Here is a 15,816-nt window from a genome sequence, read left to right on the forward strand (position 1 = left end):
AGATAATCAGCCCCAGTACCGGCAACAACAGGATCAACAGTACCCACAACACCTTGATGGGCCAGGTCGACCAGATCAAGCAGTGCGTCGGTGCCAACTACTGCATCGACCGCCAGTACCAGGGCCTGGACGTACTGTGCATCCAGAACGCCGCGACCTCCCGTGAGTACATGGGCGTGCCGCACATCATCGAGAAATCCACCGGGCCCAAGCGCAAGGTGGTGGTGGTCGGCGCAGGCCCTGCCGGTATGGAGGCCGCCCGTGTGGCCGCCGAGCGTGGCCACGACGTGACCCTGTTCGAGAAGAAAGACCAGATCGGTGGGCAGATCACCACGGCGTCCAAGGCGCCGCAGCGTGACCAGATCGCCGGTATCACCCGCTGGTACCAGCTGGAGCTGGCGCGCCTGAAGGTCGACCTGCGCCTGGGTACTGCGGCGGATATCGACACTATCCAGGACCTGCGCCCGGACGTGATCGTGCTGGCCGTTGGCGGCCACCCGTTCGTCGAGCAGAACGAGCACTGGGGCGCCGCCGAAGGGCTGGTGGTCAGCAGCTGGGATGTGCTCGACGGCAAGGTCGCGCCGGGCAAGAACGTGCTGGTGTACGACACCATCTGTGAGTTCACCGGCATGTCTACCGCAGACTTCTTGGCCGACAAGGGCTCGCAGGTAGAGATCGTCACCGACGACATCAAGCCAGGCGTGGCCATGGGCGGCACCACCTTCCCGACCTACTACCGCAGCGTGTACCCCAAGGAAGTGATCATGACCGGCGACATGATGCTGGAAAAGGTCTACCGCGAGGGCGACAAGCTGGTGGCGGTGCTGGAGAACGAATACACCGGTGCCAAGGAAGAGCGCGTGGTCGACCAGGTGGTGGTGGAGAACGGCGTGCGTCCCGACGAAGCGCTGTACTACGGGCTCAAGGACGGCTCGCGCAACAAGGGCCAGATCGACATCGAGGCACTGTTCGCGATCCAGCCGCAGCCGATCCTCAGCCAGCCGGGCGAGGGCTACCTGCTGTACCGCATCGGCGACTGCGTGGCCCAGCGTAACGTCCACGCGGCGATCTATGACGCCTTGCGGTTGTGCAAGGATTTCTGAAGCATCACTTGACTCCTGTAGGAGCGGGCTTGCCCGCGAAAGCGCCAGCACTAGCAACATGGTTGTCTGATCTGACGTATTCGCGGGCAAGCCCGCTCCTACAGGGTCCGCGCCCAGCCTTATCGGCGCACGATTTCAGCTGTTGTGGGAGCCTCCCATGTTGAACACCCTTCTACCCATCCTGCTGTTCGCCGCCCTTGCACTCGCCGTGCTCGGCGCCGCGCGCCGGGTGCGCATGTGGCGCCGTGGCCGGGCGTCCAAGGTCGACCTGCTCGGTGGCCTGCTGGCCATGCCGCGCCGCTACCTGGTGGATTTGCACCATGTGGTAGAGCGCGACAAGTACATGTCCAACACCCACGTGGCGACGGCGGGCGGCTTCGTGCTGTCGGCCGTGCTGGCGATCCTGGTGCATGGTTTCGGCCTGCAGAGCAAGATTCTTGGCTACGCGTTGCTGATCGCCACGGTGATCATGTTCACAGGTGCGATTTTCGTCTTCAAACGCCGCTTGAACCCGCCGTCACGCTTGTCCAAGGGCCCGTGGATGCGCCTGCCGAAAAGCCTGCTGGTGTTCGCTGCAACCTTCTTCATCGCCACCTTGCCAGTGGCTGGCATCCTGCCTGCCAATACCGGCGGTTGGGTGATGGTCGCCATCCTCGGCCTGGGCGTGCTGTGGGGTGTGTCGGAGCTGTTCTTCGGCATGACCTGGGGCGGGCCGATGAAGCACGCCTTCGCCGGTGCCCTGCACCTTGCCTGGCACCGCCGCGCCGAGCGCTTTGGCGGTGGCCGCTCTACCGGCCTCAAGCCTCTGGACCTGGAAGACCCCGACGCGCCGCTGGGCGTGGAAAAGCCGGTGGACTTCACCTGGAACCAACTGCTCGGCTTCGACGCCTGCGTGCAGTGCGGCAAGTGCGAGGCCATGTGCCCGGCCTTCGCCGCCGGCCAACCGCTGAACCCGAAAAAACTCATCCAGGACATGGTCATCGGCCTTGCCGGTGGCACCGATGCGCAGTTCGCCGGTAGCCCGTACCCTGGAAAGCCCCTCGGCGAACATGGCGGCCACCCACACCAACCCATCGTCAATGGCCTGGTCGATGCCGAGACGCTGTGGTCGTGCACCACCTGCCGCGCCTGTGTCGAGGAATGCCCGATGATGATCGAGCACGTCGATGCCATCGTCGACATGCGCCGCCACCTCACCCTGGAAAAAGGCGCCACCCCGAACAAGGGCGCCGAGGTGCTGGACAACCTGATCGCCACCGACAACCCCGGCGGCTTCAACCCCGGTGGCCGGATGAACTGGGCCGCCGACCTGAACCTGAAGCTGCTGCCTGAGGTGAAGAGCACCGAGGTGCTGTTCTGGGTCGGCGACGGCGCCTTCGACATGCGCAACCAGCGCACCCTGCGCGCCTTCGTGAAAGTGCTCAAGGCCTCGGGCGTGGACTTCGCCGTGCTCGGCCTGGAAGAGCGCGACAGCGGCGACGTGGCGCGCCGCCTGGGCGACGAGGCGACCTTCCAGCAACTGGCCAAGCGCAATATCCAGACCCTGGCCAAGTACCAGTTCCAACGCATCGTCACCTGCGACCCGCACAGCTTCCACGTGCTGAAGAACGAATACGGCGCCCTGGGCGGCGACTACCAGGTGCAGCACCACAGCACCTACATCGCCGAACTGATCGCCGCTGGCAAACTCAACCTCGGCCAGCACAAGGGCGGCAGCGTGACCTACCACGACCCGTGCTACCTGGGCCGCTACAACGGCGAATACGAAGCCCCGCGCGAGGTGCTCAAGGCGCTGGGCATCGAAGTGCGCGAGATGCAGCGCTCGGGCTTCCGTTCCCGTTGCTGCGGCGGCGGCGGCGGTGCACCGATCACCGATATTCCCGGCAAGCAGCGCATACCTGACATGCGCATGGACGACATCCGCGAGACCGAGGCCGAACTGGTCGCGGTGGGCTGCCCGCAGTGCACCGCGATGCTCGAAGGCGTGGTCGAGCCGCGCCCGCAGATCAAGGACCTCGCCGAACTGGTGGCCGATGTGCTGATCGAGGAACAAGTCCCGGCGGCAAAGTCGCCGGCGCCCAAACGTGAACCTGCGGAGGTGCACTGATGAGCGACATCATCCGCCGCGACCCACGCGCCGAGTGGATCGCCCGCAACCGCCTGCACCCCTTGCATGCGGCCATGCAAACGCAACAGACCAGCTGGATGGGCCCCAACGGGCTGATGCGCAAGAACCCCCATGCGCTGGCGGCTGGCTTCATCGGCCCGGCCGGGCTAAAGCGCATCGACCGCAGCGGCGCCCAGCAGGGCACCGCGAGCGTCGGTCGGCGCAGTGCGGCGGCCGAAGTGCAGTTGCCGCTGCACCAGGTGGTGACGCCTGGGTTCTACATCGCCGTGGTGCCGGACATGGTCGGTGGCCGTCTGAGCAGCCACGACCGCGACCTGCTCGGCCTGGCCCACAGCCTGGCCGGTAGCGACGGCGCGGTGTTGGCGATCGTCTTCGGCGAGCACAAGGAAAACAACTTTTCCACAGCCGGTGTCGACCGCTTGCTGGTCATCGAGGGCGAAGCCTTCGACGGCTATGCGCCGGAACAACGGGTGCAGGGCCTGCGCGCTGTGGATAACCAGTTCACGCCGCGCCACTGGCTGCTGCCCGACAGCCGCACCGGTGGCGGCGAGTTGGGGCGGCGCCTTGCTGCGGCCCTGGGCGAGCGCCCGGCCACAAGGGTCTGGCAGGTCAAGGATGGCCAGAGCATCGGCCGCGCCGGTGCTGGCCAGCAAGACCTGCAACGTGCTGTGCCGCGCCTGATCCTGGGGGCGGCGGAGTGCGCTGAGCCGGTCAGCGAAACCCGCCACGAAGCCCTGCCGGTTGAGTTGTCCACAAGCGTGGCGCGCAGCCTGTCGCGAATCGAAGACCTCGGCGCGGTGGCCGTGGACCCAGCCAGCATCGCCATGGCCGAGGCCGAGTTCATTGTCTCGGGCGGCAACGGCGTGAAGGACTGGGACCTGTACCACAGGGCCACTGCCGCCCTCGGCGCCACCGAAGGTGCCTCGCGGGTGGCGGTGGACGACGGCTTCATGCCGCGAAACCGCCAGGTGGGCGCCACCGGTACCTGGGTCACGGCGCGGGTCTACGTGGCGGTGGGTATCTCGGGCGCGATCCAGCACCTGCAAGGCATCGGCGCCTGCGACAAGGTAGTGGCGATCAACATGGACCCCGGCTGCGACATGATCAAACGCGCCGACCTGTCGGTGATTGGCGACAGCTCGGCGATTCTCCAGGCCCTGATCGAAGCTGTGGACAACTTCCGCAGCGGCGGCCAGCGCGACGCGGCATAAGGGCACGAGCATGAGTACGAAAGTGATCAGCCTGGTTTCTATCGGCGCCCACCCTAGCTCCGGCCGCGCCCGCCGCGCCGAGCAGGACTCGCGTGCGGTGGAGCTGGGCTTGCAGCTGGCTGGGGATAACTTGCAGGTGGTGCATGCCGGTGACCCGCGCGAGGAAGCGCTGCGTGGCTACCTGGGCATGGGCCTGGAGCACCTGGATGTGCTGGAGCAACCGGCAGGTGCCGATGTGCTGGGCGTGCTGGGCGATTACCTGCGTGATGCCGGGGCGCAGTTGGTGTTGACCGGCAGCCAGGCGGAAACAGGCGAGGGCTCCGGCATGCTGCCGTTCCTGCTGGCCGAGAAGCTGGGATGGCCATTGGTGGTGGGCTTGGCGGAGGTGGAGTCGATCGAAAATGGCAGCGCCCAGGTACTCCAGGCGTTGCCCCGTGGTCAGCGGCGGCGCCTGAAGGTGCGCCTGCCGTTCCTGGCGACTGTGGATAACGCTGCGCCCAAGCCGCGCCAGAGCGCCTTTGGCCCGGCACGCCGGGGTGTGTTGGCGGCGCGCAGCGTGGTCATTGTCGAGGATGAATGGCTGGCTGGCGCCGAACTGCAACCCGCGCGGCCTCGGCCCAAACGCCTCAAGGTGATCAAGGCCAAGAGCGGCGCTGACCGCATGAAGGCGGCCACGGCCAAGGCCAGCGGCGGTGGGGGCAAGGTGCTCAAGGACGTTTCTCCACAGGAAGGGGCTGAAGCGATCCTCAAGTTGCTGGTGGAAGAAGGGGTGCTGCGCTAGGAAGGATGCGTTACACACAAACACTGTTTGCCACTCTGTGGATAAAGTGTTTGCGCATTGCTACAGGCCAAGTTTTTCAAGGCCTGTAGACGATAGATCAATAAGTGATCAGCCCAAGCCACGGATTTTTCGTGGCTTTTTCATTTCAATTGGCAGGCAATGCTGTGAGGTTGCCCACAATCGCTGTTGGCGCACCTGTGGATAAGATGTTGGGTTACTGCTGTAGCCCTTGATCTGCGTGGGTTGTAGCGGTTTGATCGAGAAATGATCAAATTTTCGTATAAGGTCATGAATTTCTGCGGGTTGTGGTGATGCATGGCCCCGGTTCGCGGGCAAGCCCGCTCCTCCAGGCTCACCTGCGCCTTTGTAGGAACGGGCTTGCAGCCGTGCCATTCACTGCCGTTCCCCTAATACCTCCAGAGAAACTGTGTGCCAGCCTGTGGGTAAATTTTCTGACGCACGCCACAAACCCCGTGAAAACTGGGCTGCTTAGCATTAGGTGAAAAATTGAACAGCGTGTGGAGAATGTTAGTTCTACTAGTTATCCACACTTGGGGAATTAGTTACGGTGCGTCGATATAAAAATGGAGTACCACCCAATGCGTTCCTCATCACTGCTTTGCGTCAATCATCAAGGCTCGACACTGCACCAGGCGGGAGGCTCATTGCGTGCCTACACGCCCTACGGGGCTCTCGCCAATGGCGGTCTTCCTCTCATCGGCTTTACCGGCCAACCCCGCGATCAGGCTCTGGGCTATTACCACCTGGGAAATGGTCATCGTAGCTACAACCCACATCTGATGCGCTTTCACTCAGCTGACACGTTCAGCCCCTTCGACCGAGGGGGGTTAAACGCGTACGCCTATTGTGCAGGAGACCCCGTAAACCGAGCGGATCCAAACGGACGCTGGTTCATCGCTACCGTGCAGGCGGCGGTGAAGGTGGTGGGCATGGTGTCGAGCACTTTCACGTTCGCGGGCGCATTTGCGCGCACTGCCCGTAATGTTGTCTCACGCATGAGCCCTGGCGCTGCAACGTTTCCCGACCCTCACATTTCTACCCGAACAGGCAACGGCATCTATGGGGCGTCTGGAACACTGGGGGTGGGCAGGGGAATTTCCAATCTCATCGAGAGCGGCTGGCAGTCGAGTAACCTTTCGTCTCCTGCTACCTGGCTGGGGGTTGGCAACCAGCTGACGAGCATCGCCGGTTCAATGTCATCCAATTTCCTGGCAGCACGGGATGTCTATCGATTCCTGAGAGCAAACCCGCGGCGCACGGGCGAAGTACTGTGGGGCACGACGCTGGAAATGACGGGTATCGACGATATCGGCTCCGGCGTCATGCGGGGAGCTATTTGGACAGGAAATACGGCAGCCCAGCTCACGGTTCAAGCGGGTCATGGTTTGATGAGAATGGGTAATGAGGCCAGTGCCTACCTTCGTCGGCACCGTCATACTGCGCAACGACCCACCGATATTGAAATGGGAGTCGCCGGCGTTCGTGGTGCGTAAGGTAACCGCGAAGGTTGACCGAGCCTCGCCGATGCAATCGAGGCTCGGGTCGCTCACAGGCTTATTGTGCCTTCACTTCTTTCAGATAAGGCGCAGGCTCTGCCCCCAGGTTGGCCAGCACGCGCTCGCTGTACCAGTCGATGAAGTTCACCACGCCGAACTCGTAGGTCTTCGAATAAGGCCCCGGCTGGTAGGCGGTGGAGTTGATCCCGCGCTGGTTCTCTTCGGCCAGGCGACGGTCCTGGTCGTTGGTGGCGTCCCACACCTTGCGCATGCGCTCAGGGTCGTAGTCCACGCCTTCGACGGCATCCTTGTGCACCAGCCACTTGGTGGTGACCATGGTTTCCTGGGCGCTGATCGGCCACACGGTGAAGACGATCATGTGGTCGCCCATGCAGTGGTTCCACGAGTGTGGCAGGTGCAGGATGCGCATCGAGCCCAAGTCCGGGTTCTGGATGCGGCCCATCAGTTTCTTGCACGCCTGCTTGCCGTCCATGGTCATCGACACGGTGCCCTTGAGCAGCGGCATGCGCACGATGCGGTTCCGCAGGCCGTGGCTCTTGTGCAGGTACGGGATCTTCTCGGCTTCCCAGGCAGCGGCAGAGGCAGCGACGTGGTCCTTGAAGGCCTGGTCGGCACGTGGGTCGTTGGTGTCGTCCCACTCCAGCAGGGTGTTCAAAAGCTCAGGGTGCGAGCCGTTGCAGTGGTAGCACTCGCGGTTGTTCTCCAGCACCAGCTTCCAGTTGGCCTTTTCCATCAAGGTGGTCTGCACCGCCACCTTGGTGTTTTCCATGTCGTACGGTTCCATGTAGTGGTCGAGCGTTGCCAGGAACTCGTCGATGGCCGGCGGGTTCTGCGCCAGGCTGATGAAGATATAGCCGCCGGCGACCTTCACGTTCACAGGTTTCAGGCCGTACTGCTTCATGTCGAAGTCGGCACCCATCTCGGTGCCGGCGAACAGCAGGCGGCCGTCCAGCTCGTAGGTCCACTGGTGGTACGGGCAGACCAGCTTGGCCACCTTGCCCTTGTCGCTGGTGCACAGGCGCGAGCCGCGGTGGCGGCAGACGTTGTGGAAGGCGTGCACCTTGCCCTCGGCGCCACGGATCACCACCACCGGGTTCTTGCCGATCTGCAGGGTGATGAAGTTGCCCTTGGCCGGGATCTCGCTGACCAGCCCCGCGATCAGCCACTCCTTGTGGAAGATCTCCTGCATGTCGATCTGGAACAGGCGTTCGTCGTTGTAGAACGGTTGCGGCAGCGAGTAGGTGCGCTCGCGGGTTTGCAGCATCTCGGCGGTGGCCTTGCGTGCAGGTTCCAGTGGATCGCCCAGGCTCAGGGTTGCGGTGACGTCCATCGTTATATCCTCAAGGCCGTTGTCGGCCGGCGAAAGGTGGCTAATCGTTGTTGTGTTGCCGCAAGGCAGCTGCCGAAAAAGCAGCGGTTCTATTTGCCGAGGAGTGTGCGTTCGCGCCGTTCGGGAACCATATCCATGGGCGACATGGCCGAATCGAATTCCGACGCGCCAACCCTTGTGGTGCGGGGCTGGTCGCGATAAGCACGCCGATGTCGCGGATGGGAATGTGCGACGCCCTGCGCTTGCGCATTATCGCAGCCATAAGAAGGCCGATAGTCGGCTGCTGGAGATGAACATGTCCGAAACCTTCCTCAACCCGGTTACCACCCAGACCTGGGCCAACGGCCGCCACATCGTGCGCTGCGTCAAGGTCATCCAGGAGACCTGGGACGTGCGCACCTTCTGCTTCATGGCCGACCAGCCGATCCTGTTCTTCTTCAAGCCCGGCCAGTTCGTCACCCTGGAGCTGGAAATCGAAGGCAAGCCGGTCATGCGTTCGTACACCATCTCGAGTGCGCCGTCGGTGCCGTACAGCTTCTCGATCACCGTCAAGCGCGTGCCGGGTGGGCTGGTCTCGAACTTCCTCCACGACACCATGCACGAAGGCGCCGAGCTGCCGGTGCACGGCCCGGTGGGCTTGTTCAACGCCATCGACTTCCCGGGGCAGAAGGTGCTGTACCTGTCCGGCGGCGTTGGCATCACCCCGGTGATGTCGATGGCGCGCTGGTTCTACGACACCAATGGCAACGTCGACATGGTGTTCGTGCACAGCGCCCGCTCGCCGAAGGACATCATCTACCACCGCGAGCTGGAGCACATGGCTTCGCGGATCCCCAATTTCAGCCTGCACATCATTTGCGAGAAGCACGGGCTGGGCGAGCCTTGGGCGGGTTACCGGGGTTATTTGAACCAGCGCCTGATGGAGCTGATCGCCCCCGATTACATGGAGCGTGTGGTGTTCTGCTGCGGCCCGACGCCCTACATGAATGCGGTCAAGCGCATGCTCGAGGCGGTCGGCTTCGACATGAAGAACTACCACGAGGAGTCGTTTGGCGCGACGCCGCCAGAGGCCAAGGCCGATGCAGTGGAGCATGCCGAAGCTGCGGCGGATGCGCCGGAGCCGGACCTGGCCGAGCTGAACCTGGTGGAGTTCGTCGGCAGCGAGAAGAGCATCCGCGTTGCCCCGGGCGAAACGGTGCATGCGGCGGCGGCCAAGGCAGGGCTGATGATTCCCAAGGCCTGCGGCATGGGCATCTGCGGCACCTGCAAGGTGCTCAAGCTCGGTGGCGAGGTAGAGATGGAGCACAACGGCGGCATCACCGAGGACGACGAGGCCGAGGGGTACATCCTGTCGTGCTGCAGCGTGCCGAAGGGGGATGTGCGGATCGATTATTGATCCAGCGAAAACTGGGGCCGCTTTGCGGCCCTATCGCGACGCAAGGCCGCTCCCCACAGGACTATGCGACTTTCTGTGGGAGCGGCCTTGTGTCGCGATAGGGCTGCGCAGCAGCCCCAGGGGCAACAGCTCAGGTGCGGAAACGCGCTACCAAGCCGTTCAAGTCGACCGCCAGGCGTGACAGCTCGGCGCTCGCTGCCGCCGTCTGGTGCGCCCCGGTGGCGCTCTGTACCGACAGGTCGTTGATGTTCACCAGGTTGCGGTCCACCTCGCGGGCCACCTGGGCCTGCTCTTCTGCCGCGCTGGCGATCACCAGGTTACGTTCGTTGATCTGGATGACCGCACCGGCGATGGTGTCCAGTGCCTGGCCCGCGCCACGGGCGATGTTCAGGGTCGATTCGGCGCGTTCGGTGCTGGTACGCATCGATTCCACCGCCTGCTCGGTACCGCCCTGGATACTGCCGATCATGCGCTCGATGTCGCTGGTGGACTGCTGCGTACGGTGCGCCAGTGCACGCACTTCATCCGCCACCACGGCAAAACCACGGCCGGCCTCACCAGCACGGGCCGCCTCGATGGCCGCGTTGAGCGCCAGCAGGTTGGTCTGGTCGGCCAGGCCGCGAATCACGTCCAGCACCTTGCCGATGTCGCGCGACTGCTCGGCCAGGTTGGACACCAGCCCCGCAGTGGCCTGCACGTCAGCGCTCATGCGCTCGATGGCGCCCACGGTTTCCTGTACCAGGTCGCGGCCGTCGCCTGCCGAGCGGCTGGCCTCTCGCGAGGCTTCCGAGGTGCTGACCGCGTTGCGCGCGACTTCTTCCACCGCGCTGGTCATCTCGGTCACCGCTGTAGCGGCCTGCTGGATCTCGTTGTTCTGCTGCGACAGGCCACGCGCGCTTTCGTCGGTCACGCTGTTGAGCTCTTCGGCAGCCGAAGCCAGCTGGGTGGCGGAGCCGGCGATCAGGTGCAGCGTGTCGCGCAGCTTCGTCTGCATTTTGGTCATGGCTTGCAGCAGGCGCGCGGCTTCGTCGCTGCCCTCGGCCAGGGTGGAACGGGTCAGGTCGCCCTCGGCGATCTGCTCAGCGGCCTGAAGCGCCTCGTCGATCGGCTTGACGATGCTGCGGGTCAGCGCCAGGGCGAACACCAGGGTCAGTAGCGCAGCGATGATCAGCACCACCACCACCAGGGTGAAGGCGTTGTCGTACTGCTTGGCAGCGATGTCGTTGGCCTGGCGGGTTTGCTCGGTATTGATGGCTACCAGCTTCTCCATGACGCTGCTGATCTGCTCGGAGTTGGTCAGCAGGTCATGGCCTATCAGGTTGCGCAACGCATCCACCTGGTTGGCCTGGTTGAGGGTGCGTACCTGCGCTTCCAGCTGGCGGTACTGGTTGAGCAGTTGCCCGTACTGGTCGTAGGCGGCCTGCTCGTCGGTGGCACTGATCAGCGGTTCGTAGGCCTTGCGGGCCTTGTCGACTTGCGCGTTGCGTTGGTCCATCTGGGCCAGGGTGTTGGCCTGGGACTGGGCCTCGCGGTTGCTCAGCAGGCGGTAGCCCAGGTTGCGCAGTTGCAGGTTGAGGATGCTGAGTTCATCGATGGCCTTGATGCTCGGCACGTTGATGCGCTCGATGGTCACGCCAGCTTCGCGGATCTTGCCCATCTGGATCAGCGAGAAAATACCCAGGCCCATCATCAGCAGGCCGATCAACGCAAAACCAAGTAACGCACGGGGAGCGATATTCAGGTTTCGTAAGGACATGGAGGTTTCATCCGCAGGTAGGTTCGCGATCCATGCGAAGAGGGGGGAACTCTGACCTGCCTATCGGTTGTCGCCAACAAGTCTTGAGGGTGAAATAAAAAATTCATGATCAGTCACAAAATGACCTGACCGATGGTTGCACCAGTCTTGGAACAAGGTGCCGTTCTGCCTGTCAATCTCCCACGCCCAAACCTTTGATTTCCCATATTTAATGGCGAGGGCACGCGCTTTTCTTTATCGTGTGCGCCCTTTGCAACAACCCCGAGATAGACGCATGTTGGAAGCATCCCTGAATCAACTGGAGCAACTGGTCACCGACCTGATGCACAAGAACACCCAACTGGCCGAGCAGAACCACACGCTCGGCGAGGAACTGGCCCAGGCCAAGGAAGAGAACGAAACCCTGCAGCTGTCGCTGATGGAGCAGGAAGAGAAGCACGGCGCCACCGCCGCACGCATCCAGGCCCTGGTCGAGCGCGCCAGCGCCGGTGTCGTCGGCGCATGAAGCTGCAAGCGCAGCCGATCAACGTGGTGTCGATCCTCGGCAACGACTATTCGCTCAAGGCCCCTGAAGGCCAGGAAGAAACCCTCAACCAGGCCGTGCGCATGCTCAATGCCGCCCTGGCCGAGACCAAGCGCAGCTACCCGACCCTGATTGGCGACAAGCTGCTGGTGCTGGCAGCCCTGAACCTGTGCTCCAAGCAAATCGAATTGCAACGCGAGCATGCCCGGACTCTGGAGCGTACCCAGGCGCAGGTCGATGCCACGGTAGAGAACATTGCCCGGGCCATTTCGGAATCGTGAAGCCTGAAACCGATAGACCTGCTGGGTAGGCATGAAGCACGTCAGGCGCCCGAGCGTGGGTTAAACAGGAAAAAGCCCGCAACCCGAAACGATTGAAGTTTCAGATTGCGGGCTGTTATCAAGAGGTGCGATGGGTCGCTATTAGGCGTTGATCAGCGGAAAGCCATGAATCGCGTGATGACACGTTCGTGCTGGTCGTAACTTACACGGATCACCTCGAAATAGTTGCCATTGGAGACTTCGTCGCCGGTCGCGAGCAGGTCGTCCAATACTTCATCGCCCGCCAGGGTGACACTGAAGTCAAACTTGCTTTCGGTTTTGGTTGTAACGTCCAGGAAACGAATAGAGACGTTGTAATCGCCGTCGGCTTTCGGCGTCCAGATTTTCCGGCTTACGACCTGGCCATTGATATAGTCGTTGACCTTGATGTTCTTCGCGGTCACAGCAGAGTTCGATTGCATGGGTACTGCTCCTTATTGGATGAGTTGAGCAGCAACCGTATCCAACCCCGCGTGTTTGCGGCACTGGCAAAAATGCCAGGCGCTGCCTAAACCTGGGTATCCTTATTGGTCTGCGACGTTGCAGGCCTTAGATGTAATCAACGGTCACTTGCAGCTCGGCAAAGCAGGCGGATTTGACCGTGATGTCCCGCTTGAGCACGCGCAAGATGTAGTTGTCTCGACGGAACGTGGTGCCCAGTGGCATCTGCATCAACGCATAGCGCAGTTGCGGCTCCTCCACCAGCTTGTGGCCGCGCTTATTGTTTACCTTGAGCAAGATCTTTACCCCGGGTATGTCGGCAGGGCACATGGCGCTGATCGTCTCCTTAGGGCCGGTGCAATTACCCTTGATGGCCCAAAGGCCCTGCTTGCCGTTGTCGGTGTACTCGAAGAAGTAGGGCGGGAGAAAACCCGTGCCCCAGAAAAAGTCGTTCAGGTGGCAGTTCAGCAGCAGTTGCTTGACGTCGGGGTGAGAAATGGGGTGGCCGAAGAAGGTGACTTCGAGGTCTTGATACATGAAGTTGATCCCTGTTTGGGTTGAGGAGGGATCAATATGTGGACCGTGCAAAACACGACGTATCAGAAAATGACGAAACGAAAGCAGGAGTTTTCGTCGTTCATGGGCATTGGCTGCCGGGGGGCGAAAGCCCCCCGGTGATCTATCAGGTACCGAGAATTGCGCGAATGTCTTTCGCCAGCTCCCGTACCCGAGCTTCTTCGGTATCCCACGAACACATGAACCGTGCGCCGCCGCTACCGATGAAGGTATAGAAGCGCCAGCCCTTGTTGCGCAGGGCCTCCAGGGCGAACTCCGGCAGTTGCAGGAACACGCCGTTGGCCTCCACCGGGAACATCAGCTCGACCTGCGGCAGGTCGCTCACCAGCGAAGCCAGCAACTGCGCGCAGTGGTTGGCGTGGTTGGCATGGCGCAGCCAGGCGCCGTCTTCCAAAAGGCCCACCCAGGGCGCCGAGAGGAAGCGCATCTTCGAGGCCAGTTGCCCGGCCTGCTTGCAGCGGTAGTCGAAGTCTTCGGCCAGGGCGCGGTTGAAGAACAGGATCGCCTCGCCCACTGCCATGCCGTTCTTGGTGCCGCCGAAGCACAGCACATCGATGCCGGCCTTCCAGGTCAGCTCTGCCGGCGAGCAGCCGAGGAACGAGCAGGCGTTGGAGAAGCGCGCGCCGTCCATGTGCAGGTTCAGCCCCAGTTCCTTGCAGGTGGCGCTGATCGCCTTGAGCTCGTCGGGGCGGTAGACGGTGCCGACTTCAGTGGCCTGGGTGATGGTCACCACGCGTGGCTTGGGGTAGTGGATGTCCTGGCGCTTGAGCGCTACCTCGCGGATGGTCTCCGGGGTCAGCTTGCCGTTCACGCTGCGGGCGGTCAGCAGCTTCGAGCCGTTGGAGAAGAACTCGGGTGCGCCGCATTCGTCGGTCTCGACGTGGGCGGTCTCCGAGCAGATCACGCTGTGGTAGCTCTGGCACAGCGAGGCCAGGGCCAGGGAGTTGGCCGCGGTGCCGTTGAAGGCGAAGAACACTTCGCAGTCGGTTTCGAACAGCTTGCGGAAGTACTCCGAGGCGCGCTCGGTCCACTGGTCGTCGCCGTAGGCGCGCTCGTGGCCCTGGTTGGCCTTGGCCATCGCGGCCCAGGCTTCGGGGCAGATACCGGAATAGTTGTCGCTGGCGAATTGTTGGTTGTTGTCGGTCATGACGCCTGTCCTTATTACGACGCAAGGCGAGCACTCTAAACCATCGCTGAAACGGTTGCCTATACAAGCCGAGCCCAGTGCCGATCATGCCGGCCCTTTCGCGGGTAAACCCGCTCCCACAGGAACCGCGGCGAGCCCTGTAGGAGCGGGCTTGCCCGCGAAAGGGCCACAACTGACACACCACCAATGTCGTAAACGCGCCATTGCAAGGCGCGCGCAGGCATCTGTGCCCCCCGGCCCAGTCATACCATCGCCGCAAAGGGTGAGAAGACCCTCACCAGACAAGAAGCGATCGCTGCCGGGAGATACACGATGTTCAGCAAGCAAGACCAGATCCAAGGTTACGACGACGCACTGCTGGCGGCGATGAATGCCGAAGAACAGCGCCAGGAAGATCACATCGAGCTGATCGCCTCGGAGAACTACACCAGCAAGCGCGTCATGCAGGCCCAGGGCAGCGGCCTGACCAACAAGTACGCCGAAGGCTACCCCGGCAAGCGCTACTACGGCGGCTGCGAGCACGTCGACAAGGTCGAGGCGCTGGCCATCGAGCGCGCCAAGCAGCTGTTCGGTGCCGACTACGCCAACGTGCAGCCGCACTCCGGCTCCTCGGCCAACAGCGCGGTGTACCTGGCGCTGCTGCAAGCCGGTGACACTATCCTGGGTATGAGCCTGGCCCATGGCGGCCACCTCACCCACGGCGCCAAGGTGTCGTCCTCGGGCAAGCTGTACAACGCCGTTCAATACGGGATCGACACCAATACCGGCCTGATCGACTACGACGAAGTGGAACGCCTGGCCGTCGAGCACAAGCCGAAGATGATCGTTGCCGGTTTCTCGGCCTACTCGAAGACCCTCGATTTCCCACGTTTCCGTCAGATCGCCGACAAAGTGGGCGCGCTGCTGTTCGTCGACATGGCCCACGTGGCCGGCCTGGTCGCCGCTGGCCTGTATCCCAACCCGATTCCGTTTGCCGACGTAGTTACCACCACCACCCACAAGACCCTGCGCGGCCCACGTGGCGGCCTGATCCTGGCGAAATCCAACGAAGAAATCGAAAAGAAGCTCAACGCTGCTGTGTTCCCCGGCGCCCAGGGCGGCCCGCTGATGCACGTGATCGCTGCCAAGGCGGTGTGCTTCAAGGAAGCGCAGGAGCCTGGCTTCAAGGCCTACCAGCAGCAAGTGATCGACAACGCCCAGGCCATGGCCCAGGTGTTCATCGAGCGCGGCTATGACGTGGTGTCCGGCGGCACCGACAACCACCTGTTCCTGGTCAGCCTGATTCGCCAGGGCCTGACCGGCAAGGACGCCGACGCCGCCCTGGGCCGCGCCCATATCACTGTCAACAAGAACGCCGTGCCCAACGACCCGCAGTCGCCGTTCGTCACCTCGGGCCTGCGCATCGGCACCCCGGCCGTCACCACCCGCGGCTTCAAGGTCGCCCAGTGCACTGCGCTGGCCGGCTGGATCTGCGATGTGCTGGACAACCTGGGCGATGCCGACGTCGAGGCCGATGTCGCCAAGAACGTCGCCGCGCTGTGCGCCGACTTCCCGGTCTACCGCTGA

14 protein-coding genes and 2 pseudogenes are annotated in these 15,816 nt (G+C 62.8%); 9 read left to right on the forward strand and 7 right to left on the reverse strand.

The window, feature by feature from the left end; all coding sequences use genetic code 11:
* From dgcA to ACQKPE_RS07400, 4 genes and pseudogenes are all read left to right on the forward strand, one after another.
* Positions 1-1,103: pseudogene (dgcA, locus tag ACQKPE_RS07385) on the forward strand (dimethylglycine demethylation protein DgcA); the annotation flags it as partial.
* 157 nt (positions 1,104-1,260) lie between these two features.
* Positions 1,261-3,210 (forward strand): dimethylglycine demethylation protein DgcB, encoded by a 1,950-nt coding sequence (gene dgcB, locus ACQKPE_RS07390; RefSeq protein WP_427664541.1) that lies wholly within the window; start codon positions 1,261-1,263, stop codon positions 3,208-3,210.
* On the forward strand, positions 3,210-4,442 hold the full coding sequence (locus ACQKPE_RS07395; RefSeq protein WP_427664543.1) for an electron transfer flavoprotein subunit alpha/FixB family protein: 1,233 nt from the start codon (positions 3,210-3,212) through the stop codon (positions 4,440-4,442). Before dgcB ends, ACQKPE_RS07395 begins: the two co-directional genes overlap by 1 nt.
* A gap of 10 nt (positions 4,443-4,452) precedes the next feature.
* A complete protein-coding gene (locus tag ACQKPE_RS07400) occupies positions 4,453-5,223 on the forward strand; it encodes an electron transfer flavoprotein subunit beta (protein ID WP_427664544.1) in 771 nt (256 codons plus the stop codon).
* Between the two features lie 108 nt (positions 5,224-5,331).
* Here ACQKPE_RS07400 and ACQKPE_RS07405 read toward each other — a convergent pair whose 3' ends face one another.
* Positions 5,332-5,616, reverse strand: a complete 285-nt coding sequence (locus tag ACQKPE_RS07405) for a hypothetical protein (protein ID WP_427664546.1) — start codon at positions 5,614-5,616, stop codon at positions 5,332-5,334.
* 206 nt (positions 5,617-5,822) lie between these two features.
* On the opposite strand from ACQKPE_RS07405, the gene ACQKPE_RS07410 reads away from it, so the two are divergent.
* Positions 5,823-6,737 carry an RHS repeat-associated core domain-containing protein gene (locus ACQKPE_RS07410; RefSeq protein WP_427664547.1) on the forward strand — a complete coding sequence of 305 codons (915 nt, stop codon included), beginning with the start codon at positions 5,823-5,825 and terminating at the stop codon, positions 6,735-6,737.
* A 61-nt stretch (positions 6,738-6,798) separates the two neighbouring features.
* Here ACQKPE_RS07410 and gbcA read toward each other — a convergent pair whose 3' ends face one another.
* Positions 6,799-8,091: a glycine-betaine demethylase subunit GbcA gene (gene gbcA, locus ACQKPE_RS07415; RefSeq protein WP_427664548.1), complete on the reverse strand. Its 1,293-nt coding sequence runs from the start codon at positions 8,089-8,091 to the stop codon at positions 6,799-6,801.
* 295 nt (positions 8,092-8,386) lie between these two features.
* On the opposite strand from gbcA, the gene gbcB reads away from it, so the two are divergent.
* The gene (gene gbcB, locus ACQKPE_RS07420) at positions 8,387-9,487 is read left to right on the forward strand and encodes a glycine-betaine demethylase subunit GbcB (RefSeq protein ID WP_427664549.1); all 1,101 of its coding nucleotides are present in this window, start codon (positions 8,387-8,389) and stop codon (positions 9,485-9,487) included.
* 130 nt (positions 9,488-9,617) lie between these two features.
* Here the strand turns inward: gbcB and ACQKPE_RS07425 are convergent, their stop codons facing one another.
* Positions 9,618-10,490, reverse strand: a complete 873-nt coding sequence (locus ACQKPE_RS07425; protein ID WP_427664639.1) for a methyl-accepting chemotaxis protein — start codon at positions 10,488-10,490, stop codon at positions 9,618-9,620.
* A pseudogene (locus ACQKPE_RS07430) lies at positions 10,473-11,243 on the reverse strand (MCP four helix bundle domain-containing protein); the annotation flags it as partial. The pseudogene ACQKPE_RS07430 and the gene ACQKPE_RS07425, both read right to left, overlap by 18 nt.
* A 274-nt stretch (positions 11,244-11,517) precedes the next feature.
* Between ACQKPE_RS07430 and ACQKPE_RS07435 the strand changes: the two are divergent.
* Positions 11,518-11,748 (forward strand): hypothetical protein, encoded by a 231-nt coding sequence (locus tag ACQKPE_RS07435; protein ID WP_427664550.1) that lies wholly within the window; start codon positions 11,518-11,520, stop codon positions 11,746-11,748.
* Entirely contained in the window at positions 11,745-12,047 is a 303-nt protein-coding gene (locus tag ACQKPE_RS07440) for a cell division protein ZapA (RefSeq protein ID WP_427664552.1), read from the forward strand. The genes ACQKPE_RS07435 and ACQKPE_RS07440 overlap by 4 nt, the downstream gene beginning before the upstream one ends.
* Before the next feature lie 152 nt (positions 12,048-12,199).
* Here ACQKPE_RS07440 and ACQKPE_RS07445 read toward each other — a convergent pair whose 3' ends face one another.
* The 3 genes from ACQKPE_RS07445 to ACQKPE_RS07455 form a co-directional block, all read right to left on the reverse strand.
* The gene (locus ACQKPE_RS07445; protein ID WP_427664553.1) at positions 12,200-12,508 is read right to left on the reverse strand and encodes a hypothetical protein; all 309 of its coding nucleotides are present in this window, start codon (positions 12,506-12,508) and stop codon (positions 12,200-12,202) included.
* 127 nt (positions 12,509-12,635) lie between these two features.
* Positions 12,636-13,064 carry a hypothetical protein gene (locus ACQKPE_RS07450; protein WP_427664555.1) on the reverse strand — a complete coding sequence of 143 codons (429 nt, stop codon included), beginning with the start codon at positions 13,062-13,064 and terminating at the stop codon, positions 12,636-12,638.
* A gap of 145 nt (positions 13,065-13,209) precedes the next feature.
* On the reverse strand, positions 13,210-14,250 hold the full coding sequence (locus tag ACQKPE_RS07455; protein WP_427664556.1) for a low specificity L-threonine aldolase: 1,041 nt from the start codon (positions 14,248-14,250) through the stop codon (positions 13,210-13,212).
* 312 nt (positions 14,251-14,562) lie between these two features.
* Between ACQKPE_RS07455 and ACQKPE_RS07460 the strand changes: the two genes are divergently transcribed.
* The gene (locus ACQKPE_RS07460) at positions 14,563-15,816 is read left to right on the forward strand and encodes a serine hydroxymethyltransferase (RefSeq protein WP_427664558.1); all 1,254 of its coding nucleotides are present in this window, start codon (positions 14,563-14,565) and stop codon (positions 15,814-15,816) included.

Source organism: Pseudomonas sp. NPDC089554 (assembly GCF_050280645.1).
In the GTDB taxonomy this organism is placed as follows: Bacteria; Pseudomonadota; Gammaproteobacteria; order Pseudomonadales; family Pseudomonadaceae; genus Aquipseudomonas.